The organism is Microbacterium sp., from assembly GCF_052102115.1.
Lineage (GTDB): Bacteria > Actinomycetota > Actinomycetes > Actinomycetales > Microbacteriaceae > Microbacterium.
Map to the genome: position 1 here is coordinate 44,573 of NZ_JBQDVP010000011.1, position 25,638 is coordinate 70,210.

A 25,638-nucleotide genomic window follows, 5' to 3' on the forward strand; every position below is an offset into this window, starting at 1 on the left:
CGCGGATTCTCCTGAGTCAGTCGTCCTTCGAACTCAGAGCGCGTGTCACGGCGCGGGCCGCTGTATCCAGAGCTGACTCGAGTTCTGTCACAACAGATTCCGCGAGCACCCCGCCACGGGCGACGTGAGTCCGCAGATCCGTCCGCACCCTGGCGCGGAACGCGTTGACGGCGGCATCCGCCCGGTGCAGTTGCTCACGACTGGAGACCCGTTCGTCGGGCACGGGTCGCGCGGTCGACGGGCGAGCCTTGGCGGCCGTGCGTTCGTCGTTCGCGGCGGCGGCGAGATCGGCGCGCAGGCTCTTCATGGCGTCCTGCACGCTCTGGCGCACCTCGTTCGCGATGAGCCGCACCGAATCGGCGAGGCCGGACTCGATGCCGGCGAGGTCGCCCTCGCGGCCGGCGAGCTCTGCGCGCCCGGCATCCGTGATCGCGTAGATCGTGGTGCGGCCGTCGACGGTCTTTGTGACCAGGCCCTCCTCTTCGAGCTTCGCGAGTCGCGGATAGATCGTGCCGGCGCTCGGCGTGTACGTTCCGCCGGTACGGTCGGTGAGCGCCTGGATGATGCCGTAGCCGTGCTGCGGCGTCTCGGCGAGCAGCGACAGCAGGTACAGGCGCAGGTCGCCGTGCGAGAAGACGGCGGGGGTCATGAGTCCCACTCCTCATCGTCGGCAACGGTGGTCAGCGGCCGGCGCAGCACCGTGGTGTCGCCGGAGACCGAGTTGGTGCGCACGTCGACGAATGAGCCCGCGAGTTCACCCGTCGAGCCGGTGTAGTTGGTCGGCCCGGAGTTGCGCCGATCGATGCCGTCGATCATGACGCCGCCGCTCATCGAGCGCACGACGTAGTTCGCCGGCAGCGTCTCCTCCAGGCGGATCGTGCTGTTGCCCGAGACGGTGTTGAGGTTGATCGTGTTCAGGGCGCCGGTGGCGTCCACCCAGATGCTGCCCGAGACCGTGTCGACGGTGGCCTTGCGCACCGAACCGGTGAGCGCGACGTCTCCCGAGACGCTGTTGGCGTGCGCCGATCCCGTGAGGGCGCGCACCTGCACATCTCCGGAGACCGAGTTCAGCGTCAGGTCACCGGTGTGGGTGTCGACGATCACGTCGCCCGAGACGGTGTTGAGTCGGGCGTCGTTCGTGAGGCCCGAGATGAGGGCGCCGGCGCTGACGACGCCGAGGTTGAGGGCGATGCTGCGGGGGACGGCGACGCTGACTTCGGCACGGGGGCCGCCAGAGCCGAAGTTGCGGAACACCTCGAGGAAGTTGTCCCACCCGAGCTGCGGGTGGTCGATCTCGATCTGCGTTCCGTCGGATTCGACACGCAGGTCTTTCACGGTCACGCCGCTCACTTCGATGCGGATGCCGGGTTCGTCGTGGGCGATGACGTCGACCTGTCCGCCGACGAGGCCGATTTTGAGTCGGGTCGCCTGGGCGATGTCGATGACGCGTTCCTCGCCGGGGGCGATGAGCCACTTCTCGGTCATGAGGTTCTCCTTATAGATGGGTCGCGATATATCGCGTTGGAACGAGAGTAACACGATATATCGCGAGATGATCAAGAACGTTTTCAGAATCGGCTTGACCTTGACGTAACGTCAACTTTTACGGTGGAGAAATCGAGAACGGAAGGAGGATGCCGTGAGTGCACACGACTGGTCGATCCAAGAGATCGCACGGTTGGCGGGAACCACGAGCAGAACGCTGCGTCACTACGACGACATCGGGCTGCTCGCCCCGTCGCGCATCGCGCACAACGGCTACCGGCACTACGACCAGGCGGCCCTCGTGCGACTGCAGCGGATCCTTCTGCTGCGGGAGCTCGGACTCGGGCTGCCGCAGATCGGTGAAGTGCTCTCCCGCGAGGGAGCGCACGAAGCATCCGCTCTCGAGACGCACCTCGCGTACCTGCGCGAGGAGCAGAACAGGCTGACGCGGCAGATCGCGTCGGTCGAGACAACCATCAACGCATTGAAAGCAGGTGAATCTCTCATGGCAGAGAACATGTTGGACGGGTTCGATCACACTCAGTACAAGGACGAGGTCGAAGAGCGCTGGGGTAAGAAGGCGTACGCCGACGGCGACCGCTGGTGGCGGAACCTTTCCGCCGCCGAGAAGGCCGAGTGGCAGCAGCGCGTCACCGATCTCTCCAGCGACTGGGTGGCCGCCGCCGAAAGCGGCGTCGCTCCGGAATCCGATGAGGGTCAGGCTCTCGCCAAGCGCCACGTGGACTGGCTGACCGGAGTGCCCGGCACGCCGGCATCCGTCCCCGGCGGCGACGCGAAGGCTTACGTGCTCGGGATCGGCGACATGTACGTCGCCGACACGCGCTTCGGCGCCAACTACGCCACGGCCGATGGCGGCACCCGCGGCGCGGAGTTCGTCCGCGACGCGCTGCGCATCTACGCCGAGGCGAACCTCTGATAGCGGGTGAAACCGCCCCACCGATGGGCGGAGTTCTCGCCGATGGGCGAAGGGATGATCAGCATCCCTCCGCCCATCGCTGTTTTCTCCGCCCGAATGGATGCCGCGGCTAGAGTTGCCGCGTGACATTCCGCCGCCTGATTCTCGTCGTGCTGGGCGGGATGCTGGGCACCGCCGCTCGACTCGGCATCGGGCTGCTTGTGCCCGATGCGGGCGGCTTTCCCCTGGCGACACTCATCGTCAATGTCGCCGGTGCTCTGCTCATCGGGGTGCTGGCCGCACGGCTTCCGAGGTCTTCTGAGGTGCGTGTGTTCCTCGGCACCGGCATCTTGGGCGGGTTCACCACTTACAGTGCGTTCGCGGTCGGGTCGGTCGAGCTGTGGGCGGATGTTCCGCTCCTCGCCGCGATCTACGCTGCGCTGACCCTGGGGCTCGGCATCGCTGCGGCCGTGCTCGGCCTGCGGCTGGGCAGGAGGCGCCGCGCATGACGCCGCTCCTCTTTCTGCTCGCGTCTGTCGCCGGCGGCATCGGCGCCGGTCTGCGCTACGTCGTCGACGCCGGAGTTATGACGCTGACACGGGGTCGATTCCCGTGGGGGATCGTCGTCGTGAACGTCACAGGCGCGTTCGCACTCGGGGTGCTAACGGCATCCATCCCCGATGCGGTGACCATCGTCGGCGCGGGTCTCCTCGGCGGGTACACGACCTTCAGCACGGCGATGCTCGACGCTCTCGCGCTGTGGCGGGATGGCGAGCGACCGGCCTCGATCGGGCATGTGATCGGGACCTTCGCGGCATCCATCCTCGCCGCGATCGGCGGGCTCGGCGTCGGCATGATGCTCTGACGACGACGTCGTTCAGCCGCCCCACAGCAAGCATTCTGTACAAATGTACATGTACAGATGTCCAGGAGGATCATGTCGGATTCCCCGCGACGCCGCCGCGATCCGGAGGCTCGCCGCAACGCGATCGTGCGCGCGGCCGCCGAACTGATCGTCGAGGTCGGCGTCAACGCGATCACGCACCGCATGGTTGCCGCGCGCGCCGAGGTGCCGCTCGGGGCGACGACACAGTACTTCGACACGCTCGATGACCTGCGCGAGGCCGCCGTGCAGCTGCTCGTCGCACACGTCGATGTTCAGCTGCAGCGGATGCGCGACACTCTCGCCGCTGAGGGCGCGACACCGGCGGCGATCGCCGCCTTCCTGGCAGAGGCTCTGAGCGATGCGCCAGCGGCGCAGGCCGACCGAGCCGTCGTCACCGCTGCGGTGCACGATCCGAAGATCCGTGAGCTCGCCCGCACGATGTCACGCGATCTCGTCGCCGTGCTCGAGCCGGTGCACGGCGCGGAACGGGCAACGGCAGCGGCCGTCTTCATTGACGGCGTACTCTGGCACTCGCAGATCAATGACGTTCCGCTGCCTCGCCACATCATCGAAACAGCACTCGCCGGGATCCTCGGCGACGACAGCCGCAACACCTGATCCGAGAGAGAACAATCGTGTCGAACCTCGCCGTCCTGAGTCTGCGCAACCGTGCGTTGATCGCCCTCATCACGATCGTTGCCGCCATCTTCGGCGGGCTCGCTCTGACGAACCTCAAGCAGGAGCTCATTCCGTCGCTCGAGCTCCCCTCGCTCGTGGTGATGACCAACTACCCTGGCGCTTCGCCCGAGGTCGTCGAGAACGACGTCTCCACGCCGATCGAGACCGCGATCCAGGGGGTTCCGGGGCTCGAGTCGACGAGTGCGACGAGCACGACGAATGCGTCGATCATCCAGGCGACGTTCGCCTATGGTGAGAACCTCGCCACCGCCGAGCAGAAGATGCAGCAGTCGATCAACCGGATCTCTTCCGAGCTGCCCGACGACGTCGAGCCGCAGGTGCTGTCGGTGTCGATCGACGACTTCCCCGTCATCCAGGTCGCCGTGACCGGCTTCGACGATGCCGAGACCGCGCAGGCAGACCTCGAGAACGTCGCCGTGCCGGATCTGGAGGATGTCGACGGCGTCAACGCCGCCGAGATCGTCGGCGGGCTCGGTCAGCAGATCACCATCACGCCCGACCAGGCGGATCTGACCGCGGCCGGAGCCAGCAACCAGTCGATACGTGACGCGCTGGAACAGAACGGCACGCTGTTCCCGGGCGGTGACATCACTGAGAACGATGAGACGCTCACGGTCCAGACCGGGGCGAAGATCACTTCCGTCGATGAGATCGCCGCCCTCCCCTTGGTCGGAACGGATGCCACGATCGGCGACGTCGCGACCGTGTCGCTGGATTCCGAACCGGTCTCGTCGATCTCTCGCGTCAACGGCGAGGACGCCCTGTCGATCTCGATCACCAAACTTCCCGCCGCCAACACCGTCGAGGTGTCGAACGGCGTCATCGCGGCGATCGATGAGCTCAGAGAGAGCTTCCCCGACGCGGAGTTCACGATCGTGTTCGATCAGGCGCCGTTCATCGAGCAGTCGATCGAGACGCTCGCCACCGAGGGTCTGCTCGGCCTCGTCTTCGCGGTGCTCGTCATCCTCGTCTTCCTGCTTTCGATCCGTTCGACTCTGGTCACGGCGATCTCGATCCCGACCAGTGTGCTCATCACGTTCATCGGGCTGCAGGCGTTCGGCTACTCGCTGAACGTACTCACCCTTGGCGCGCTGACGATCGCGATCGGGCGCGTGGTCGACGACTCGATCGTCGTGATCGAGAACATCAAGAGACACTATGTCGGCGATGCCGACAAGGGGGATGCGATCCGGCTCGCGGTGCGCGAGGTGGCCGCGGCAATCACGGCATCCACGATCACGACGGTCGCGGTATTCCTGCCGATCGTCTTCGTCGGAGACATGGTCGGCGAGCTGTTCCGACCGTTCGCGATGACCGTGACGATCGCCATGGTCGCTTCGCTCCTGGTGGCGCTGACGATCGTGCCAGTGCTGGCGTACTGGTTCCTCAAGCCCGGCAAGGAGCTGAAGAACGCCGACGGCGAAGTCATCGATCCCGAGCACCCGGATGCTCCGCCCACTCCGCTGCAGCGCGGATACCGCCCGATCCTGAACTGGACGCTCAAGCACTCGGGCCTCACCGTGATCCTCGCCGTCGTCGTGCTCGGCGGCACGCTCGCGGCGGCACCGCTGATGAAGATCAACTTCCTCAGCGACACCGGCCAGAACACCATGACCGTCACACAGGACCTCGGCCCGACCGCGAGCCTGGAGGCGAAGGATGCCGCGGCCGCCGTCGTCGAAGATGCCATCGAGGGCATCGATGGCATCGAGAACGTGCAGGTGTCGATCGGATCCAGCGGATCATCCCTGATGGACGCTTTCTCCGGCGGAGCGGGTGTGACGTACTCGATCATGACCTCGGCCGACGTCGACCAGGAGCAGCTGCGCGCCGATGTGCTGGATGCCACCGACGACCTCGAAGATGTCGGGGAGATCAGCGTGAACGCCGCCGCCGGGTTCGGCTCGACCGACATCGAGGTGAACATCACCGCCCCGAACGGCGAGGCACTCACCGAAGCGACCGCGGCCGTGAGCGACGAGCTCGACGGACGGGACGGCATCGGTCAGGTCACCGACAATCTGGCAGCATCCCTGCCCTACATCGCCGTGGTCGTCGACCGTGAGGCCGCCGCAGAGCGCGGGCTTTCGGAAGTCGCAGTCGGCACGCTCGTCTCGAGCACGATGCGGCCGCAGCAGATCGGCTCGGTCGAGCTCGATGACACCGCGCTGACGGTGAACCTCGCAGCATCCGAGCCGCCGGCCACCGTCGACGAGCTGCGTGCGCTGGAGATCCCGACCGCTGCGGGAATCATTCAGCTCGAGGATGTCGCGACCGTCGAACAGGCCGAGGGGCCGACCTCGGTCACGACCGAGCAGGGTCGACGCACGGCGACCGTCACGGTGCCGCCCTCGTCGGACAACCTCGCCACCGCGACCGCCTCGGTGACGGCGGCCCTTGAGGCCGTCGACCTGCCCGATGGCGCCTCGGCCGAGGTCGGCGGCGTCGCATCGCAGCAGGCGGACTCGTTCTCGCAGCTCGGGCTCGCGATGCTCGCGGCGATCCTGATCGTCTACGTCGTCATGGTCGCGACCTTCAAGTCGCTGCGGCAGCCGCTGCTGCTGCTGGTGTCGGTGCCGTTCGCGGCGACCGGGGCGATTCTGCTGCAGATCGCGACGGGCGTCCCGCTCGGCGTCGCATCGCTCATCGGCGTGCTGATGCTCATCGGCATCGTGGTCACGAACGCGATCGTGCTCGTCGACCTGGTGAACCAGTATCGCGCGAAGGGACTGCCGACTGCCGAAGCCGTGATGGCCGGTGGCGAGAAGCGTCTGCGGCCGATCCTCATGACAGCTCTCGCGACGATCTTCGCGCTCACACCGATGGCGCTGGGCATCACCGGTCATGGCGGGTTCATCTCGCAGCCGCTCGCGATCGTCGTGATCGGCGGATTGGTGTCGTCCACTGTGCTGACGCTGGTGGTGCTGCCGACGCTGTACAACCTCGTCGAGGGGGCGCGCGAGCGTCGTCGGGCACGCAAGGCTGGGCCGGATGCTGGGAATGCCGGGGACGCTGGGGGCACGGACACGCCGCCGCGCACACCGGACGGCGATTCCGGTCCTGCCGAGGCGTTGCCTGCACCGGTCGCGTTCGTTGATGCGCCTTCGGATGAAGCTGAGGCACCGTCGACGGCGGGTACCGGGACGACCGTCGAGCGCAGGGAGAACATGCGGGACGCGGAACTGGTCTACGAGGCGGAGTCGCGGATGCGGGACAACAGCTCGGCTGCGCTCGCCGCGGCGGCTGCCGCGGCCTCGGCCGCAGCTTCGGCAGCAGCGGCGGCGGCAGCGGCCGTCGCGACCTCGAACGACCATGCCCTGACTCGCCGCGAGATCAGGGAACGCGGGCTGGGGCCGGACAACGACTGACGCTCCCGCAGTCGCCGCAGAGCTGTTGCCGTGCGGTGTTCTGCGGGGCGTTGAGTGAGGCGCAGTTCTGCGGGGCGTTGAGCGAGCGCAGTTCCGCGGGGCGTTGAGCGAGCGCAGCGAGACGAAACGGGTTGAGCGAGCCGCAGGCGAGTCGAAACCTCGAGACTCGAGACCCTCGAAACCAGCGCTAGTCAGCCGAGCTCGATCCCCCAGGACAGCGTCCACGTCTCACCGGTTGCGAGGCGGCGCAGGCCGAGGCGGCTGTTGAACGCGTCGGCCGGTGCCGTCATGGGTTCGATCGCGACCGCGAGCTGCTGACCGGGATAGTTCGTCGTCGTGTAGACCTGCACGAAGTCGAATCCCTCGCCCTGCCACAGCGTGACGCGTCGGCCGTCCGGCGCGGTGAGCGTGTGTCGCACGCGGCCGTCCGTGTCGCGGGTGAGCCTGGTGAATCCCGTGTCGAGGGTGATGCCGCCCAGGCGCACTCCGCTGCGCAGCTCTTCGGGGGCCGCGACGGCTTCAGTCGGCAGCATCCGCTCGTCTGTCTCGAACTGGGCGGCGGCAGGAATCCGCAGCACGAGATTTCGAGGGTCCACATCGCCGATGGTGACGAAGGGGTGCGTTCCGAGGGCGACGGGGGCCGCGGCATCCGACCGGTTCGTCAGCGTGTGGGTGACCTCGATGCCGGTGTCCGTCAGCGTGTATGTCACCGCTGTCGCGATCTCGTACGGGTAGCCGGTCTGCGGGTGGATCGTCGCGCAGAGGGTGGCCGCGGCACCCGTCTGCTCGATCTCGTACGCCGTGAACCGCAGCAGTCCGTGGCTGGCATTGCGCAGCTTCGGCTCGGTGATCGCGAGCTGGCGGACGTCGTCACCGTCGCGCCAGGCGCCGTCGCGGATCCGATTCGGCCACGGCGCGAGCACGACCCCGGAGCAAGACGGCGCCGGGATCTCCTCCGGGTAGCGGGCGACGAGATCGACACCGCCGACGGTGAGGCCGCGGAGGGATGCGCCGACCTGGGCGATCTGCGCCGTGACGCCGCCGCGCGTCAGATGGGTCTGGATGCCGGTGGGGGAAGGAGAGGTCACAGTGCCATGTTACGAGGCCCATCGCGGCTCTCTCCCAGGCGTCTCGGGTAGAATCGTCGGGTCGGCTTCGGGCACCCGCGATGTGCGGGATGAGCGTGAGTGTGAGCCCAGGGCCGATGGTTCATAAACCATCACATGAATGGCCCCGGCCGACGGATGCTCGGGTATGACTGCCGCGCGCTGATCTCTGTGCGCGCGAGCGGCGCTGTTCTCGTGTCAGAGACAGTCAGGAAACACCATGCCCAAGAATGGCAAGCCCAAGGGCGGTCGTCCGTCCCGTAACTTCGAGCCGCGCTACGCGAAGAAGACGTCGTTCCACGACCGTCACGCCGGTGGCCGGCCCGGTGCCGGTCGCCCGGAGGGCGGTCGCAACGAGCGATCGGATGCTGGCGAGCGCGGCTTCTCATCGGATCGGCCCCGCACGTCGGACCGCTCCCGCACGTCGGACCGCGGCTACGACCGTCGCCCGGGCAGCAAGAGCCCGAACCATCGCGGCTATCGCCCCGCCGAAGAGGGAACCGGCGCGCCCAAGCGGCGCTGGACCGACCAGGAGCGTGCCGGTCGTGACGAGGCCCGCGGCATCCGTGGTCGTGCCGAGTCCGGCCGTCGGGAAGCGCCCCATCACCGCGACGAGCGCGGCTCGTACGGGGAGCGTTCGCGCTCCGGTGGCGATCGTCCTGCCGGTGAGCGTCGCTACGGTGAGCGGCGTTACGACGACCGTCCGCGTCGCGACGAGCGCGGCGGGGATCGTCCTCGGTTCCAGGGCGACCGTCCGCGGTTCAACCGTGACGAGCGTCCGAACCGCGACGACCGTGGGGGCGAGCGTCCTCGCTTTGATCGTGACGAGCGTCCGCGTCGGGATGACCGTGCGAGTGAGCGCCCGAACCGCGACGACCGTGGAGGCGAGCGTCCTCGCTTCGATCGTGACGCGCGTCCGCGTCGGGATGACCGTGGAAGTGACCGTCCGCGTCGGGATGACCGTGGAGGCGACCGTCCTCGGTTCAATCGTGACGAGCGTCCGCGTCGGGACGACCGTGGGGGTGACCGTCCACGGTTCAACCGTGACGAGCGTCCGCGTCGAGATGATCGTCCCTCGTACGGTGACCGCCCCCGGCGTGACGACCGTCCGCGACGCGACGATCGCGCCCAGCGTCCGAGCCGCGACGACTGGAACAAGACCGCCCCGGCAGGCCGTTTCGAACCGACCGAAGACGTCGTGCACGAGCGGCTCGAGGCGAAGGTCGTCGCCGCCCCCGAGGTCGAGGGCACCACGTTCGCTGATCTCGGGCTCGGCTCGAACATCGTTGAGACGCTGAAGAGCCTCGGAGCCGAGTCTCCGTTCCCGATCCAGGGGGCGACGATCCCGTCGATCCTCGAGGGCCGCGACGTGCTCGGCCGTGGACGCACCGGATCCGGCAAGACCATCGCGTTCGGAGCTCCGCTCGTCGAAAGCATCCTGAAGTCGCAGGCCGGCAAACGGCGGGAGTTCGGGCGCTCTCCGCGTGCGCTCATCCTTGCCCCGACGCGCGAGCTCGCGCTGCAGATCGACCGCACTGTGCAGCCGATCGCCCGCAGCGTCGGACTGTTCACCACACAGATCTACGGCGGCGTTCCGCAGGGGCGTCAGGTCGGTGCGCTCAAGAAGGGCGTCGACATCGTGATCGGCACCCCCGGTCGCGTCGAGGACCTGATCAACCAGGGCAAGCTCGACCTGTCGGACTGCCGCATCGCCGTGCTCGACGAGGCCGACCACATGTGCGAGCTCGGCTTCGTCGAGCCCGTGCAGCGCATCCTGCGGCACACGGCCGACGGCAGCCAGAAGCTGCTGTTCTCGGCGACACTCGACCGCGAGGTCGCAGCCCTCGTCGAGGAGTTCCTCGTCGACCCGGCCGTCTACGAAGTCGCCGGGGAAGACCAGGAGTCGAGCACGATCGACCACCGCGTGCTCGTGATCGACCACCGCGACAAGGCCGAGATCCTCACCTCGATGGTTGACCGTGCGGGCAAGACGCTCGTGTTCGCGCGCACGCGTGCGTACGCGGAGATGCTCGCCGAGCAGTTCGACGACGCCGGCATCCCGGCCGTTTCGCTGCATGGCGATCTGAACCAGGCCAAGCGCACACGCAACCTGCAGCGCATGGCGTCGGGTCGCGTGAACGTGCTGGTGGCGACGGATGTGGCTGCCCGCGGCATCCACGTCGACGACATCGATCTGGTGATCCAGGCCGACGCTCCCGACGAGTACAAGACGTATATGCACCGCTCCGGGCGCACCGGCCGCGCGGGTCGTGCGGGCCGCGTCGTCACACTCATCACGCGGCAGCGGCAGCGGCGGATGACCGAGCTGCTCGACCGCGCCGAGATCGACGCGCCGTTCGAACAGGCCCGCGTCGGCGACGACATCATCGAGGAGGTCGCCGGCCGGATGCCGAGTGCGGCCGAGCTCACGGCCTGATCGAGCGGCTCACACGGCGGGCTGTGCGTGCACGGTCGAGGTCAGGGTCGTGCCGTTCAGATCGAGGTACAGCTGCCCCTCGGTGACGGTCAGCGTGACGGTGCTTCGCCGCTCGAGCAGCCGGACGGCGTCGTCGATGAACCCGGGGTCGAAGCTGAACACTTCGATGGCCTCGACGTTGTGTATGCGCTTGCCCGCCCAGGGGGCCGTGACCTTCGCGGGGTCGCGGTGCGTGTACACGGCGACGCGGTCGGCGAGCCTGCTGCCGTGATGCAGGCGTTCGGCGTCGGGTGCGCCGACTTCGATCCAGGCTGTGATCGCCCCGGTGAGATCGCGAACGATCACGGCGGGTACCTCGGTCGACGAGATGCCCTCGCCGAACGCGATGCCCTCCGTATATTCGAGACAGTAGGCGAGCAGTCGCGTCACCATGTAGGCGTCGGTCTCTGACGGATGCCGCGCCGCGCGGAGCGTGAAGTCGTCGTAGACGCCGCGATCCGTGTCTGCCAGCTGCACTGCGAACGTGTAGATCGTCGACCCGATTGCCATAGTCCCTGAGCCTACGGCGCGGCGCACCACCGTCAGAACAACGTCGGCTGCTCCGGCGGAGCCGCGGGTGTGAGCACGGCCGGCTTGGTCAGCTTTCGCGACGGGTACGCGTCGTCGGAGTGCCGGGCGTCGAGCCCGTGTGCACGGATCAGCGGTTTGATCCTCTTCGCCAGCCACTGCCGGTAGGCCTTCGGCGCGTCTGCGGCCGCGCCCGGATACAGTCCGCGATACGACGACATGAGTTCGGGATGCTCGCGCTCCAGCCACTGCATGAACCACGGCTTCACGCCGGCGCGCAGATGCAGAGCGCCGTAGATGACGTGGTCGGCGCCGGATGCTCGAATGCGCTGCAGCGCATTGTCGATGGCGTGGACGGAGTCGGTCAGATGCGGCAGAACCGGCATGAGGAAGACGCCCACGCGGAACCCTTCATCAGCCAGGGCCCGCACGGTGTCGAGGCGAGCCTGGGTGGACGGCGTTCCCGGCTCAATCGCCCGCTGCAGTGCGTCGTCGTACATCGCGATCGACATCGAGATGTCTACGGGAACCGATTTCGCTGCTTCTACGAGCAGTGGAACATCGCGGCGGATCAACGTGCCCTTGGTGAGGATCGACATCGGTGTGCCGGAAGCGGCCAGGGTGCGGATGATCTCGGGCATCAGCCGATACCGGCCCTCTGCCCGCTGATACGGATCGGTGTTGGTTCCGAGCGCGACGGTCTCGTGCGCCCAGCTGCCGCGCCGCAGTTCGCGCTGCAGAACCTCGGCCACGTTCGTCTTCACGACGATCTGCGCGTCGAAGTCTCCGCCGCCGTCGAGGTCGAGATACTGATGCGTGCCGCGAGCAAAGCAGTAAACGCATGCATGACTGCATCCACGGTAGGGATTGATCGTCCAGCTGAACGGCATGCGCGACTCGCCCGGCACGTGATTGAGTGCCGACTTCGCCAGGACCTCGTGGAACGTCATGCCGGCGAATTCGGGCGTCGTCACCGAGCGGACGATTCCGCTGCGGTTCTCGAGACCGGGCAGCGCTGCTGCATCGGTGTCTTCGAGTGTTTGTCCCTGCCATCGCATAGCATCCATTCGAACAAAGAATCGATACTCTGTCAACCAGGAGGGTGAACTATGTTCGATAGCAGTTAAGCAACAATAGATGGATGAGCGGCGCCCTGATTCCCCGGCACGCGTCGCGCCCATCCCGCGTTTTCCCGATCGCGCTTCCGATCGGGTTGGCCGTCACGGCTCTTGGTGCGTTGTGGGCGCTGACCGACGTGCCTCCGGTGGCGGACGCCGTCGTGCCGCCGGCCCCGGCCGTCGCAGCCCAGCTTCCCAGCATCGATGTCGCCACCGTTGCAGCGACCGATCCGTGCTCCGAGCCGACCGTGATCGACGCGCTGGCCGCCGGTGACGACGAAGGCACGATTGCGGCCTTCGGCGGCGGTGCGGCGTTCCGCGAGGCCGTGGTGGCAGGCAGTGCGCCATGCATCTCGCTGACCGACCCGTCGCGGCAGTGGGTGGTCGTGAACAAGGAGCGTGGGCTCACCCCCTCCGACTACGAACCGGCGGGATTGGTCGAGGCGCCGATTCAGATGACGACGGCGTCGACTCTGATCGATGAAGATGCCGCGACCGCCCTGGGCGACATGGCGTCGGCTCTGAGCGCCGCGGGCATGGGTGAGCTCGGGATGAACAATTCCTATCGCTCGTACCGGTTGCAGGTCACGAACTACACCGGACAGGTGGCTGAGGTCGGGCAGGACGCTGCCGACCGGGGCTCGGCACGACCCGGGTTCAGCGAGCACCAGACCGGGTTCGCGGTCGACGTCGTCGCCTGCAGCAGCGGGTGCGGCGGGATCGACGCATTCGCCAGCACGTCCGAGAGCGACTGGGTCGCCGCTCACGCCTGGGAGCATGGCTTCATCGTCCGCTACCCGGCCGGCGCGACCGGCACGACGGGCTACGAACCAGAGCCGTGGCATCTCCGCTATGTCGGCCCCGAACTCGCGGCGGCGTACCACGGCGGCGGCTTCGACACGCTCGAGGAGTTCTTCGGGCTGCCTGCGGCTCCCGACTACGCGCACTGACGCCGTAGCATCCAGCCGGGCCGACGGTTCGACCGCCGATCTGTGGCTTCCCACAAACGCGATACGCGGTGCCACGCATGGTGGGATGCATTCTCACAACGCCGTACCGCGGCATCCGCCCTCCGGCATAGACTCACCGGAGCAACGACGCCAGACACGTTCGGGAGGACGGCATGGAACGCGACATCTACGACGAGGACCACGAGGCATTCCGTGACCTTGTGAAGGACTTCGTGAAGCGCCACGTGAGCACGGAGAGCATCGAGAAGTGGGATGCCGCGGGCGAGATCGACCGCGACACGATGCTCGCTGCGGGCGAGGCCGGGCTCATCGGGCTCTCCGTTCCCGAAGAGTTCGGCGGCGCTGGCATGCTGCAGGACTACCGCTTCCGCACGATCGTGATGGAAGAGGTCATCGCTTCCGGTGCGGGGTCGCTTGCCGGCGCCTTCGGCATCCAGGACGACCTCGCGGTGCCCTATCTCGTGCACATGGGCACGCAGGAGCAGAAGGAGAAGTGGCTGCCCCGCATGGCCACCGGTGAGGTGCTCGGCGCCCTCGCGATGACCGACCCCGGTGCGGGCAGCGACCTGCGCGGCATCAAGACCAACGCGAAGAAGGTCGACGGCGGGTACATCGTCAACGGCGCGAAGACCTTCATCTCATCTGGAACCACGGCCGACATCGTCGTCACGTTCGTGAAGACCGGCGAGGGCAACCGTCCCGACGCGTTCAGCCTGCTCATCCTCGAGAAGGGCATGGAGGGGTTCGACCAGGGTAAGAAGCTCAGCAAGATGGGCTTCCACGGTTGGGACACCGCTGAGCTCAGCTTCACCGACGTGTTCGTCCCCGAAGAGAACCTCATCAGCGGCAAGGAGGGCCAGGGCTTCATCCAACTGATGATGAACCTGCCTCTTGAGCGCCTGTCGATCGGCGTCGCCGCCGCGGCCGCAGCCCAGGCCGCCACCTACTGGACCATCACCTACACGAAGGACCGCGAGGCTTTCGGCGAGCGGATCGCCGACTTCCAGAACACGCGCTTCCGTCTGGCCGACATGGTCACCACCACCGAGGTGATGTGGGCATACATCGACCAGGCGCTGCGGGCGTACAAGGACAAGAAGCTCACCGCCGAAGATGCGGCGAAGGTCAAGTTCTGGGCCACCGATCGCGAGTGGGAGGTGCTCGACATCGGTGTGCAGCTGCACGGCGGCTACGGCTACATCATGGAGTACCCGATCGCGCGCGCCTTCACCGACGCCCGTGTGCACCGCATCTACGGCGGCACGAACGAGATCATGCGCGACCTCGTCGGTCGTCAGATCGCCGGCAAGCGCTGACGCCTCACTCAGGTCGCAGATTCTGCCGTTGTGACAGGTTCAGAGCGGCGAGATCTGCGACCTGAACCCGGTTCTCAGCGGCGCCCGACGCCGGCCTTGCGCAGGCGATCGGCGATGAGGATGCCGAGGGCGGTCGCCCCGAGGCAGCTGGCGATCGTCGCCGTGAAGAACAGGATCTGCGCCCACAGCGGCTGCGACGCCATGTTGAAGAACGTCCAGGCGAAGATCGGGTACACGATGCCCAGCGCTGCCGCGCCGGCGTAGTGCATCCAGGTCTTCCAGAAGCGCCACAGCACGAGCAGGAACGGCAGCTCGGCGAACAGCGCCCACGACGCGTTGGTCACGACGCTCATGAATCCGTACCCCGAGAAGGGCACGATCACGAGGCCGGCGATCACGCCGACGAGGATGCCGACGAGAGGTGTGCGCAGCAGGCGAAGAGCGATCACGGACGGGAGCACCCACAGTCCGGTGATCGCGACGGAGAGGATCGGCGAGCCGAGCCCCAGCAGCACGGTCGAGAGCCAGTTGGCCGGAGCGAGCAGCAGCCCGCCGGCGACACCGAGGGCGGCGCAGGTCAGCAGCAGCGATGTCGAGATGCCGGGTCGGCGTCGAACACTCTGCGCGTCGCTCACTGCACCTGCTCCGAAGCGTTCTCGCGGGCGGACTTCGAGGTCGGAGACGCGGCCCCGATCTTCCAGTAGCCGCAGAAGCTGACGGTGTTCTTGTCGACACCGCGTTCGCCGACGAGGTGCTTGCGCACGCCCGACGCGAGCGCCTGCTCGCCGGCCGCGTACGCGTGGAAGGGCGCATCCGGCAGCCTCAGCTCGCGCAGCGCCGACACCGCGAGTATCCCCGGAGCCGAGGAGGCCGGGCGCACGATCCACTCCACGGAGACGTCGGCCGGATGCGAGAACAGGAGCGCATCTTCTTCGGAGGGGACCTCGATGATCACGGCGCCGGACGCGGACTCCGGCAGCGACGCGCAGATCGAGGCGATCGCGGGCAGGGCGGTCTCATCGCCGACCAGCACGACGCGGTCGGTGCCGCGCTCGGGGTTGAAAGTGAGCCCCTCGTCGATGATCAGCACCCGGTCGCCCGGCTTGCAGGTCTCGGCCCACCGGGATGCCGGACCGGCTGTGCCCTCGGCGGCAGAGCCGTGCAGGACGAAGTCGATGTCGATCTCGGCGCCGCGGTCGGCGGTCGCCGGCCGGTGTGCGCGAACGGTGTAGTTGCGCATCACGGGTCGCTCGCCGTCGGGGATCCGCAGGAACTTTAGGTAGCCGAAGAGCTTGTGCGCCTTCGCCGGCACGCGTTCGAGTCCCGCTTCGCCGGCGACCGGGATGAACAGCCGGAACCACTGGTCGTGGCCCATCGGTTGGAACTTCTGGATCTCACCGCCGCCGAGCGTCACCCGCACCCAGTGCGGCGCGAGCTGCTCGGTGCGCAGCACTTCGAGGGGGAGGAGGTCGGTCGTTTCGGGCTTGACCATCTTGCTGTATGCCATAGCGCTGCCTTTCAGACGGGGGACCACGGAGACGTGAATACAAGGATCAGAGCGGATGCCGCGACGAATGCCGCGATGAACACCCAGTCGCGCGTGCGGAACGGCACGAGGTGCCGCTCGGTGCGGGTCGGGTGGGCGCCGAAGGCGCGAGCATCCATCGCCAGAGCGACGCGCTCGGCATGCCGGATCGCCCCGGCGAGCAGTGGCACGATGTACCCCCAACCGCGGGCGATCGCGGCGAACGGTCCGCGACCGCCGTGCGATCCGCGTACGCGGTGCGCCGCGCGGATGACGCCCAGCTCATACCCGAATCGCGGCACGAACCGGTAGGCGGCCAGCGCCGTGTAGCCGATCCGATAGGGCACGTGAAGGTGCTGGATGCTCGCGCGCACGAGGTCGGGGCCGGTCGTCGTGAGCCCGCCGATCAGCGCGAGGGCGAGGATCGCGGCCAGCCGCAGGGCGGTCGCGAAGCCGATCTGCAGGGCGCCGGTGAACAGCGTCCAGCCGCCGATCTGCATGAACGGCGCGGTGGTGTCGACGCCGGATGCATCCACCCACAGTGCGAATCCGAACCCGATGGCGACGACGCCGATCGGCACCGCGAGGAACAGCAGGGCAGCGGTGCGCGAGGTGATCCGTGTGCCGGTGAGGATCAGCGCGTACGCGAGGATCACGAAGCACAGCGGCGCGATGAGGTCGCGCACGAACACCAGCAGCACCATCGCGGGCACGACGGCGCCCACTTTTGACAGCGGGTTGAGATGGTTCAGGAAGTGCCGGGAGGATGCCGGTACACCCGGCGCGTACGGATCGATCGTGGCTGTGGGAGAGGTGATCGCGGTCATCGCGTCCCCTCGGCGAGGATGCCGCGCAGCTGCGGGTCCAGCGCGCGGTGCAGCGCGGGGAGGCGGAGTCCCGCCGACTCGAACAGGCCCTCGGTGGCGAACAGTTCGCCGGTCTTGCCCGCGGCGTGCACGCGGCCGTCGTCGAGGATGATCGTGTGCGTGGTGTGGTCGGCGACGAGCTGCAGATCATGGGTGACGATGAGGATCGTCGTGCCTTCAGCGCGGAGGTCGGCAAGCAGGCGCAGGAGTTCGTCCGCGCGGGCGCGGTCCTGACCGAAGGTCGGCTCGTCGAGCGCCAGGACGCCCGGGCGGGTGATGAGTGCGGTGCCGACGGACAGGCGCCTCTTCTCGCCGCCGGAGAGGAGGAACGGATGCACGTCGGCCTTGTGCTCCAGCCCGAAGCGGGCGAGCATCGCTCCGACGCGCTCGGACACCTCGGCATCGCCCGTGCTGCGCAGCCGCAGCCCGTGCGCGAGTTCATCGAAGACCGTGTGCGTGATGAACTGGTGCTCGGGGTTCTGGAACACGAAGCCGATGCGTGCCGCGAGGTCGCGGGGTGAAGCGCGGCCCGGGTCGACGCCGTCGATCGAGACCTGATTCCTCGGTGGTGGCACGACGCCAGCGAGCGACTGGATGAGCGTCGTCTTGCCCGCGCCGTTCGCGCCGACGATGGCGGTGAGCGAACCCGCAGAGATGTCGAGGTCGACGCCGTGCAGGATCTCGCTGCGCCCGCGCTTCACCGTGAGGCCGCGGGCGGTCACGATCGGGGGGCGTGCGTCGGTTTCGACTCGACGCTGCGCTCCTCGCTCAACCCGTTTCGTCTCGCTCCGCTCGCTCAACGACCGGACAGGTTCGGCCTCTCGCCGGTCGTTGAGCGCAGGCTGCGCAGTCGCCGAAGACGAAACAGGCTGAGCGACCGAAGGGAGTCGAAGCCTACCCTCACCCGCAGCATCCGCGAGTTCCTCCGGCGTTAGGGGGAGTGGGGCGTCGCCGGGCAGGATGCCCCGTGCGCGCAGCATCCGTCCGGCGAGGGTGGCAGCCGGCAGCCAGACGCCCATGTCGATGAGCTCATCGGTGTGCCCGCGCAGCACGTCTTCGACCGGACCGTCGAACGCGACTCGGCCCTGCTGGTCGAGGACGATCGTGCGGGTGGCGAAGCGCATCGCGGCATCCAGGTTGTGCTCGACGAGGACGATGGCGCGATCACCGGAGGCGACGAGGTCAGTGAGTGCGTCGTAGACGTCGTCGATCCCCTGCGGGTCGAGGTTCGCGGTCGGCTCGTCGAGCACGATGACAGACGATCCCATGGCCAGGGCGCAGGCGATCGCGAGGCGCTGGCGGCCGCCGCCGGAGAGCCGGTCGGGGTTCCAGCTGCGGCGTTCCCACAGCCCGACGCGGCGCAGCGCCTGCTCTGATCGCCCGAGCACGTCGCCGACCGGCAGCAGCAGATTCTCGAGGGCGAAGGCGACTTCGTCGAGCAGGGTGCCGGTGACCAGCTGCGCATCGGGGTCTTGGAAGACCATCGCGACATCGGCGCTGAGCTCGGCGACCGGGGTGCTCACGGTGTCGCGGCCGTTGACCTCCACGGTGCCCGAGATCTCGGCGGGGACGGATTGCGGGATGAGGCCGTTCAATGCGAGCGTCAGGGTCGACTTGCCCGATCCGCTCGGCCCGAGCACGAGCACGACCTCCCCCGGGTGCAGCTCGAAGCTCACGTCGCTCGGTGAAGCGTGCGTGGCGCCAGCGTGCGTGAGCGATAGATCACGCACGCGAAGCAGGGGCGCGGATGAGCGCACGGCGGTCCTTCGATCGGGTACCGACCCAGGTTAGCTGAGCCTTACCTGAATCGCATCCGCCGAGAAAGATCAGGTGCGGGTGACCACGCCCGCTCGCCGCAGCGCCGTGCCGATCCGCACGCCGATGAACGTCCACACGATCGGGCCGACCACGAACATCACGAGGTACAACACGCGCGCCCACGGCGCGAACTCGTCGAGGTTCACGGCGAAGCCGATCGGTACGGCGAGAATGACGCCGACGATCACGGCCGACACCATGAACCGTCCTGTACCCCAGTACCGGTAGCGTCCGATCGCGGTGATGCCCTCCTGGATCACGCCGATCAGCAGCGCGGTGCCGATGTAGCGCAGCACCCAGGCAGGGGCGAAAGCGCTCGAGACGAGGGCGGCGAGCACGTGCGCGATCAGCGCGACTCCCGGGACGCGCAGCAGCGACTGCGCCACGATCCCCGGCAGCACGTGCGAACCGAGCACGAGTCCGTAGAGCACAGGAGCGGCTGCCGAGACGGGGATGCTGAGATACCCCGCACCCGCAGAGACGAGGCCCGTGGCGACGCCGACCGCGGCGCAGATCAGCAGCACGCGGGTCGACAGCACACGGTTCTTCGGCACCAGATCAGCTTAGTCGCGCGGCTGGGGCCGGGTGCGGGTCAGATCCGCCGGCGGCGCGGCTTCAACGTGACGCGCGGAAGTTCGGGAGCGGGGATCCGCTCATCCCCGTGGTTCACGACCCGTCCGAATCGAGCGGATGCCGTCTCCGGCGTCTCCCAGTCGGTGCGGGCGCGCGCGATCTCGTCGTGGGAGCGCGCGGCGAAGTTCCACCACATCACGAGGTCCTCGTCGAACGGCTCGCCGCCGAGCACGAAGATCTGCGCGCCCTCCTGGCTGGACACCGTGGTGCCGGTGCGGGAGTCGCCGAGGTAGAGCATGTCGTCGCGTGCCAGCATCCGGTCATCGACCGTCACGTCGCCGTCGACGAGGACGACGGCGTGCTCCCACGCTGGGTTGAAGGGGAGTACCACCCGGGTGCCCGCCGAGAGGGCGATCTCGACGCCGACGATCGGTGTGTGCACGGTCGCGGGCGAGCGGATGCCGGCGAACTCGCCGAGTACGACGGTGCCGGTGGCATCAGCGCCGCGGTCGGCGGGCAGCGTGACCGTCGGCAAAGACGTGTGCTGCTCGAATCCCGGCTCGCCGCGGCGGGCGGAGTCGGGCAGCACGACCCAGAACTGCAGGGCGTCGAGCGGAACGGGGCCGTCGCCGATCGAGTACTCGGAGTGCGAGATGCCGTTCCCGGCTGTCATGAGGTTGAGCTGCCCGCGCTTGAGGGTGACGTCGCTGTCGAGAGAATCGCGGTGACGCTGCTCGCCGATGAGCGGCCAGGTGACGGTCTGCAGACCGATGTGCGGATGCGGTTCGACGCGCATGCGCACCTCGTCGGGTCCGAAGCGGTCGAGGAAGCACCAGGCGCCGACCGTGGGAAGGTCGCGATTGGGCAGGGTGCGCAGCACGCTCATGCCGCGTACGCCGCCGAGCGGCACCTCGCGCGGTTCGAGCAGAATGCTGCGTCGCCCGATTACGGTGCCCTGGTCGCTCATCAGGTGTCGGCCGGGTCGTCGGGCAGCTGGGGCCAGCGGATGTTCGCGCCCTCGACCTCGTTGCGCTTCAGATAGCGGGCGATGTACGGGCAGTACGGGACGAGCGTCGCGCCGGATGCTGCGGCATGCGTGAGCGCCTCGGATGCGAGCACGGGGGCGAGCCCCTTCCCCTGGAACGCGGGGTCGATCTCGGTGTGCGTGAACAGGATCTCGCCCGGCCGTTCCTTGTACTCGGCGAAGCCGGCGAGGACGTCGCCGAGGTGGATCTCGTAGCGCGACGCCCCGGTGTTGCGGGTGACAGTGGGCTCATCGGTCATAGCTGCTCCCTTGCTCTGCGCCGCGACCGGCGCGTTACCACCACCCTAGGACGGACGGTGTCTGCTCGGGTCGTTACGCTGGGGGGATGCCGCAGTCTTCTGGTGACCCGCTTCCCGGTGACCCGTACGAGGATCTGCCCTGGCCGGATGCGCCGTGGGATGATGCGCCGCCGCCTGAGGAGATGGACTGGGAGCCGCAGGGCGCCGGCTTCGAGCCGCCGCTCGACTGGGGCGACGGGCCGCAGACGCCGGTGACCGCGGCGGCCCCGGCATCCGCTCCGCCGAAGGCTACGCCGTCGCGATTCCCGACGGCGGGCGAGGCGCTGCACACCGTCTTCGGGTACGACGCCTTCCGCGGTGATCAGGCGGCGATCGTCGAGCAGGTGGTCGGCGGTGGGGATGCTGTCGTGCTGATGCCGACCGGTGCCGGAAAGAGCATCACTTACCAGGTGCCAGCGCTCGTGCGCGAGGGCACCGGTCTCGTGATCAGTCCGCTCATCGCGCTCATGCACGACCAGGTCGACGCGCTTCGCGCCAACGGCGTGAATGCTGCGTATCTGAACTCGACCCAGGCGGCGGGTGAGCGCGCCGAGGTGGAGCGCGCGTACGTCGCCGGCGAGCTCGACCTCATTTATATCGCCCCCGAGCGGTTGTCGTCGCCGGCGACCACGAGGTTGCTGCAGCGTGGCGTGCTCAGCGTCATCGCGATCGACGAGGCGCATTGCGTATCGCAGTGGGGGCACGACTTCCGCCCCGACTACCTCGCGCTCGGCGACCTCGGCGAGCGGTTCCCCGGGGTGCCGCGCATGGCGCTGACGGCAACGGCCACTCGCGCCACGCACAAGGAGCTCACCGAGCGCCTGCACCTCGATCGCGCTGCGCATTTCGTGGCGAGCTTCGACCGGCCGAACATCCAGTACCGGATCGTGCCGAAAGTCGAGCCGCGCAAGCAGCTGGTGCAGTTCATCCGGTCGCTCGAGGCAGACACCGTCGGGTCGTTGAGCGAGCGCAGCGAGACGAAACGCATTGAGCGAGCGCAGCGAGACGAAACGTCGACTTCCGCACCCGCCGGCATCGTCTACGCGCTCAGTCGCAAGTCGGTCGAGCAGACCGCGACCTATCTCGCGGCGCAGGGTTTCGACGCCTTGCCGTATCACGCGGGGCTTCCCGCCGAGGTGCGGGCCGCGAACCAGTCGCGGTTCCTGCGTGAGGACGGCGTCGTCATGGTGGCGACGATCGCGTTCGGCATGGGGATCGATAAGCCCGACGTGCGGTTCGTCGCGCACATCGACCTGCCGAAGTCTGTCGAGGGCTACTACCAGGAGACCGGTCGCGCAGGTCGCGACGGCGAACCCTCGGTGGCGTGGATGGCGTACGGCCTCGGCGATGTCGTGCAGCAGCGCCGCATGATCGACCAGAGCCCGGGCGATCGTACGTACAAGATGCGCCTGGGCCAGCATTTGGATGCCATGCTCGCACTGTGCGAGACGGTCGAGTGCCGACGACAGAATCTGCTCGGCTACTTCGGGCAGGAGTCGGGGCCGTGCGGCAACTGCGATACCTGCCTCGAAAAACCCGACACGTTCGACGGGCTCGTGCCGGCACAGAAGCTGCTGTCCACGATCGTCAGGCTCAAGCGCGAGCGTAACCAGGCGTTCGGCGCCGGGCACCTCATCGACATCTTGCGCGGATCGTCGAACGACCGCATCCGTCAGCAGCGCCACGATGGGCTTGCGACCTACGGCATCGGGGCCGACCTGTCCGATCAGGATTGGCGCAGCGTCGTTCGGCAGCTGCTGGCCCGGCGCATCCTCGTCGCCCAGGGTGATTATGGAACGCTCGCCCCCGGCGAGGTGGCTGGCGGGGTGTTGCAGGGTGAGACGCCGGTGCCGCTGCGCAAGGACACCATGGGGCGTGTCAGCGCGGGCCGCGCGCGCAAGGCGTCGGCGGCGTCGGATGCTGTGGCAGAGGGTGACCGGTCGCTGTTCGAAGCGCTGCGGGTGTGGCGCGCGGAGACCGCTCGTGAGATCGGCAAGCCGGCGTACATCGTGTTCGGTGACGCAACCCTGCGGGCGCTCGCTGAGTTGCGGCCAGCATCCATCGGGGACCTCGACGGGATCACCGGGATCGGCGAAAAGAAGCGCGAGGCTTACGGTGACGCCGTGCTCGCGGTCATTGCCGCGAACTGATCGGCGCCGGCTCGTCGTTACGAGATATTCACCCTGTGTTCGTCGCGAAACTGTGAGCCCGCTGGACATTTCCTGAACGTTTTCGCCATACTGGGGGCACATGCGCTCTATCGCTGGTAGTGGGGCACGTGATGGGGGCTAACGCCGCCTTCGCAGCGCCAGGCGATCACTCGGAGGCACGATCTCAGTTCCTGAGCGGATCGGTCCTCACGGGAATCGATCTTGATTCGGTCGCGGGTCTCGCTGGCACGGAAGCCGTCAACGAGGGCAGTGAAACAGTCACCGACACCACCGACCTGGATCTCACCGCAGTGAGTGCGTTGCGGGTCAACATTCCGAGCGGAGTTTCCGTTCCTCTCGGAGACCTGCTCGCCCTCGGAGCTGTCAACCAGTTCTCGCAGGCTGAAGACGCTGGTGTGTCGCAGGCAGCCTCGGGTGCAGTCAGTGACGCTGGCATTGTCGACACTTCGGGAACCGGCGAGTTCCCGGCGAGTGCGACGCTCGACCTGATGGCGCTCCTTCCTGAGACCCCGTTGCTGACGGAGGCCAACCTCTCGTTGGCTGGCGTCACGGGTGTCGCAGCACTGGACGCTTCGGTAGACGGAGGCCCGGCTGAGAGCTGTGGCGACCTCTCCGCTCCTGAGAATTGCCGTGACTACACGATCGCTGGCGCGACGACGAACGTGACGTCGCCCGCAGTCGGAGCAATCAGCACGACCGCAACGGCAGCGCTCACGACACTGTCGAACACGCTGAACGGTCTGTCTGACACGATCCTCGAGGGACTTCTCGATGGAGTGCTCGGTTCGCTCGGCGAGATCGGGGACCTGCTTCCCGGTGTAAGCATCGTGTCGAACGACCTTGAGATCTCCGTCACGGCGGATCTCGCGGCAGCGCTTGACCCACTTCTCGCCGAGGACATCTCCGTCGCGGGGGTGACCCTCAACGCAGCGGCAGGTACGCTCACCGTCGACTGGGAGAACATCGTTGGGCTGAACGGACTCGCCCCGAATACGCCACTGCTGAGCCCCGACACGCTTTCGACAGTCGCAGGAAACGCTGCGCTTGCGCTGGCCGAGCTTCAGGGTGAGATCAACACTGTTGTCGCGGGACTTCTGGACAACGTAGGTGTGACGATCAGCGGCGGAGTTTGCCTCCTTGAGGGGACTTTGGTCGGCTGCACCGCGGGTCTGGACATTTCGTTCGACGGCTCGCTGCACGACCTTCTTGACGCGTCGTCTACTCTGACGGTTTCGGGTACTGGACTTGCTTCCGTCCTTAGCCCGATCTTGGGGCTCCTCACGGGCACGATCCAGACGGCAACCTCCGAACTGGTGCTCCCGCTGGTGAACACCGCAGTGGAGACGGCCGGAACGGCGATCTCCACCGTTGTAACCGAGGCCAGCACGGCGCTCTCTGATGCCTTCGCGCTGATCGGCACGGTCGCGAACGTCGTTGTCAACGTGCAAGAGGAGGGCAGCGCGGGCGAAGGAAGCTATGCCGAGGTCGCCACGCGCATCACTCTTCTGGGCGGCAGCGCCGTCACCATCGATCTCGGCCGCGCCGAGGTCGGTGTCAACGAAGTCGTGGTCACCGAGGTCGCTATCACTTCGCCGGCCGATGGCGAGGAGTACACCGTCCCGAGCGAGGACGACACGAGTGAAATGCCGGTTACCGGCACGGGCGAGCCCGGTGCGACAGTGACCGTCACCATCCCTGGTGTCGACAATTCGCAGACAGGCGTCGTCGGCGACGACGGGACGTGGGAGGTCACTTTCCCGGCGGTTCCGGTCGGCGATCACACGATCTCCGCTACGCAGACCGTTGGCGATGACACCACGACCGACACGGTCGATGTGAGCGTGGTTTCCGAGGCCGCGACGGATGCTGAGGCGACGGATGCTGAGGCGACGGACGCTGAGGCGACGGACGCTGAGGCAACCGATGCTGAGGCGACGGATGCTGAGGCCACTGACGCTGAGGCCACGGACGCTGAGGCAACCGATGCTGAGGCGACGGATGCAGAAGCGACGGACGCTGAGGCTGCTGACGCTGAGGCAACCGACGCTGAGGCGACGGATGCTGAGGCGACGGACGCTGAGGCTGCTGACGCAGAAGCAACGGATGCTGAGGCAACGGACGCAGAAGCAACGGACGCAGAAGCCACGGACGCAGAAGCCACGGACGCAGAAGCAACGGACGCTGAGGCGACGGACGCTGAGGCAACGGATGCTGAGGCAACCGATGCTGAGGCAACGGATGCTGAGGCAACGGACGCTGAGGCCACCGATGCTGAGGCAACCGACGCAGAAGCCACCGATGCTGAGGCAACGGACGCAGAAGCCACCGATGCTGAGGCAACGGACGCTGAGGCGACGGACGCTGAGGCGACGGACGCTGAGGCGACGGACGCTGAGGCTGCTGACGCAGAAGCAACGGACGCTGAGGCAACCGATGCGGAGGCAACGGATGCTGAGGCAACCGATGCAGAAGCGACGGACGCTGAGGCTGCTG

The 25,638-nt window shown here is 67.5% G+C and carries 22 protein-coding genes; 10 read left to right on the forward strand and 12 right to left on the reverse strand.

The window, feature by feature from the left end:
* Positions 1–16: 16 nt before the first annotated feature.
* Together ACTICP_RS05560 and ACTICP_RS05565 are read right to left on the reverse strand one after the other, a co-directional pair.
* On the reverse strand, positions 17–649 hold the full coding sequence (locus ACTICP_RS05560) for a PadR family transcriptional regulator (protein ID WP_441890324.1): 633 nt from the start codon (positions 647–649) through the stop codon (positions 17–19).
* Positions 646–1,485 carry a DUF4097 family beta strand repeat-containing protein gene (locus tag ACTICP_RS05565; protein WP_441890326.1) on the reverse strand — a complete coding sequence of 280 codons (840 nt, stop codon included), beginning with the start codon at positions 1,483–1,485 and terminating at the stop codon, positions 646–648. The genes ACTICP_RS05560 and ACTICP_RS05565 overlap by 4 nt, the downstream gene beginning before the upstream one ends.
* A gap of 154 nt (positions 1,486–1,639) precedes the next feature.
* On the opposite strand from ACTICP_RS05565, the gene ACTICP_RS05570 reads away from it, so the two are divergent.
* From ACTICP_RS05570 to ACTICP_RS05590, 5 genes are all read left to right on the forward strand, one after another.
* Positions 1,640–2,422, forward strand: a complete 783-nt coding sequence (locus ACTICP_RS05570; RefSeq protein WP_441890328.1) for a MerR family transcriptional regulator — start codon at positions 1,640–1,642, stop codon at positions 2,420–2,422.
* A 122-nt stretch (positions 2,423–2,544) separates the two neighbouring features.
* The gene (locus tag ACTICP_RS05575; RefSeq protein ID WP_441890330.1) at positions 2,545–2,910 is read left to right on the forward strand and encodes a fluoride efflux transporter FluC; all 366 of its coding nucleotides are present in this window, start codon (positions 2,545–2,547) and stop codon (positions 2,908–2,910) included.
* A complete protein-coding gene (locus ACTICP_RS05580) occupies positions 2,907–3,266 on the forward strand; it encodes a fluoride efflux transporter FluC (protein ID WP_441890332.1) in 360 nt (119 codons plus the stop codon). Before ACTICP_RS05575 ends, ACTICP_RS05580 begins: the two co-directional genes overlap by 4 nt.
* Positions 3,267–3,338: 72 nt before the next feature.
* A complete protein-coding gene (locus ACTICP_RS05585) occupies positions 3,339–3,905 on the forward strand; it encodes a TetR/AcrR family transcriptional regulator (protein WP_441890334.1) in 567 nt (188 codons plus the stop codon).
* A 17-nt stretch (positions 3,906–3,922) separates the two neighbouring features.
* Positions 3,923–7,354 (forward strand): efflux RND transporter permease subunit, encoded by a 3,432-nt coding sequence (locus ACTICP_RS05590; protein WP_441890336.1) that lies wholly within the window; start codon positions 3,923–3,925, stop codon positions 7,352–7,354.
* Positions 7,355–7,545: 191 nt separating this feature from the next.
* Here the strand turns inward: ACTICP_RS05590 and ACTICP_RS05595 are convergent, their stop codons facing one another.
* Positions 7,546–8,442: an aldose 1-epimerase family protein gene (locus ACTICP_RS05595; protein ID WP_441890338.1), complete on the reverse strand. Its 897-nt coding sequence runs from the start codon at positions 8,440–8,442 to the stop codon at positions 7,546–7,548.
* Positions 8,443–8,680: 238 nt separating this feature from the next.
* On the opposite strand from ACTICP_RS05595, the gene ACTICP_RS05600 reads away from it, so the two are divergent.
* Positions 8,681–10,897, forward strand: a complete 2,217-nt coding sequence (locus tag ACTICP_RS05600) for a DEAD/DEAH box helicase (RefSeq protein ID WP_441890340.1) — start codon at positions 8,681–8,683, stop codon at positions 10,895–10,897.
* Between the two features lie 9 nt (positions 10,898–10,906).
* Here the strand turns inward: ACTICP_RS05600 and ACTICP_RS05605 are convergent, their stop codons facing one another.
* Together ACTICP_RS05605 and ACTICP_RS05610 are read right to left on the reverse strand one after the other, a co-directional pair.
* Positions 10,907–11,446: a YaeQ family protein gene (locus ACTICP_RS05605; protein WP_441890342.1), complete on the reverse strand. Its 540-nt coding sequence runs from the start codon at positions 11,444–11,446 to the stop codon at positions 10,907–10,909.
* A 32-nt stretch (positions 11,447–11,478) separates the two neighbouring features.
* Positions 11,479–12,522 (reverse strand): Rv2578c family radical SAM protein, encoded by a 1,044-nt coding sequence (locus tag ACTICP_RS05610; RefSeq protein ID WP_441890344.1) that lies wholly within the window; start codon positions 12,520–12,522, stop codon positions 11,479–11,481.
* Positions 12,523–12,605: 83 nt separating this feature from the next.
* Here ACTICP_RS05610 and ACTICP_RS05615 point away from each other — a divergent pair, with 83 nt between their 5' ends.
* Together ACTICP_RS05615 and ACTICP_RS05620 are read left to right on the forward strand one after the other, a co-directional pair.
* Entirely contained in the window at positions 12,606–13,532 is a 927-nt protein-coding gene (locus tag ACTICP_RS05615) for a M15 family metallopeptidase (protein WP_441890346.1), read from the forward strand.
* A gap of 173 nt (positions 13,533–13,705) precedes the next feature.
* Positions 13,706–14,869, forward strand: a complete 1,164-nt coding sequence (locus tag ACTICP_RS05620; protein ID WP_441890348.1) for an acyl-CoA dehydrogenase family protein — start codon at positions 13,706–13,708, stop codon at positions 14,867–14,869.
* Between the two features lie 74 nt (positions 14,870–14,943).
* On the opposite strand, the gene ACTICP_RS05625 is transcribed toward ACTICP_RS05620, so the two are convergent.
* The 7 genes from ACTICP_RS05625 to ACTICP_RS05655 form a co-directional block, all read right to left on the reverse strand.
* On the reverse strand, positions 14,944–15,504 hold the full coding sequence (locus tag ACTICP_RS05625; RefSeq protein WP_441890350.1) for an ECF transporter S component: 561 nt from the start codon (positions 15,502–15,504) through the stop codon (positions 14,944–14,946).
* Positions 15,501–16,376: a siderophore-interacting protein gene (locus ACTICP_RS05630; RefSeq protein WP_441890351.1), complete on the reverse strand. Its 876-nt coding sequence runs from the start codon at positions 16,374–16,376 to the stop codon at positions 15,501–15,503. The genes ACTICP_RS05625 and ACTICP_RS05630 overlap by 4 nt, the downstream gene beginning before the upstream one ends.
* 11 nt (positions 16,377–16,387) lie before the next feature.
* On the reverse strand, positions 16,388–17,221 hold the full coding sequence (locus tag ACTICP_RS05635; RefSeq protein WP_441890353.1) for an energy-coupling factor transporter transmembrane component T family protein: 834 nt from the start codon (positions 17,219–17,221) through the stop codon (positions 16,388–16,390).
* Positions 17,218–18,990: an ABC transporter ATP-binding protein gene (locus ACTICP_RS05640; RefSeq protein WP_441890355.1), complete on the reverse strand. Its 1,773-nt coding sequence runs from the start codon at positions 18,988–18,990 to the stop codon at positions 17,218–17,220. Before ACTICP_RS05640 ends, ACTICP_RS05635 begins: the two co-directional genes overlap by 4 nt.
* Positions 18,991–19,086: 96 nt before the next feature.
* Positions 19,087–19,632 carry an ECF transporter S component gene (locus tag ACTICP_RS05645; RefSeq protein ID WP_441890357.1) on the reverse strand — a complete coding sequence of 182 codons (546 nt, stop codon included), beginning with the start codon at positions 19,630–19,632 and terminating at the stop codon, positions 19,087–19,089.
* A 38-nt stretch (positions 19,633–19,670) separates the two neighbouring features.
* Positions 19,671–20,618 (reverse strand): pirin family protein, encoded by a 948-nt coding sequence (locus ACTICP_RS05650; protein WP_441890359.1) that lies wholly within the window; start codon positions 20,616–20,618, stop codon positions 19,671–19,673.
* Entirely contained in the window at positions 20,618–20,935 is a 318-nt protein-coding gene (locus tag ACTICP_RS05655) for a GNAT family N-acetyltransferase (protein WP_441890361.1), read from the reverse strand. Before ACTICP_RS05655 ends, ACTICP_RS05650 begins: the two co-directional genes overlap by 1 nt.
* Positions 20,936–21,021: 86 nt before the next feature.
* Here ACTICP_RS05655 and ACTICP_RS05660 point away from each other — a divergent pair, with 86 nt between their 5' ends.
* Together ACTICP_RS05660 and ACTICP_RS05665 are read left to right on the forward strand one after the other, a co-directional pair.
* Entirely contained in the window at positions 21,022–23,124 is a 2,103-nt protein-coding gene (locus ACTICP_RS05660) for a RecQ family ATP-dependent DNA helicase (protein ID WP_441890363.1), read from the forward strand.
* Positions 23,125–23,255: 131 nt separating this feature from the next.
* A partial coding sequence (locus tag ACTICP_RS05665; protein ID WP_441890365.1) for a choice-of-anchor G family protein occupies positions 23,256–25,638 on the forward strand: 2,383 nt, incomplete at its 3' end.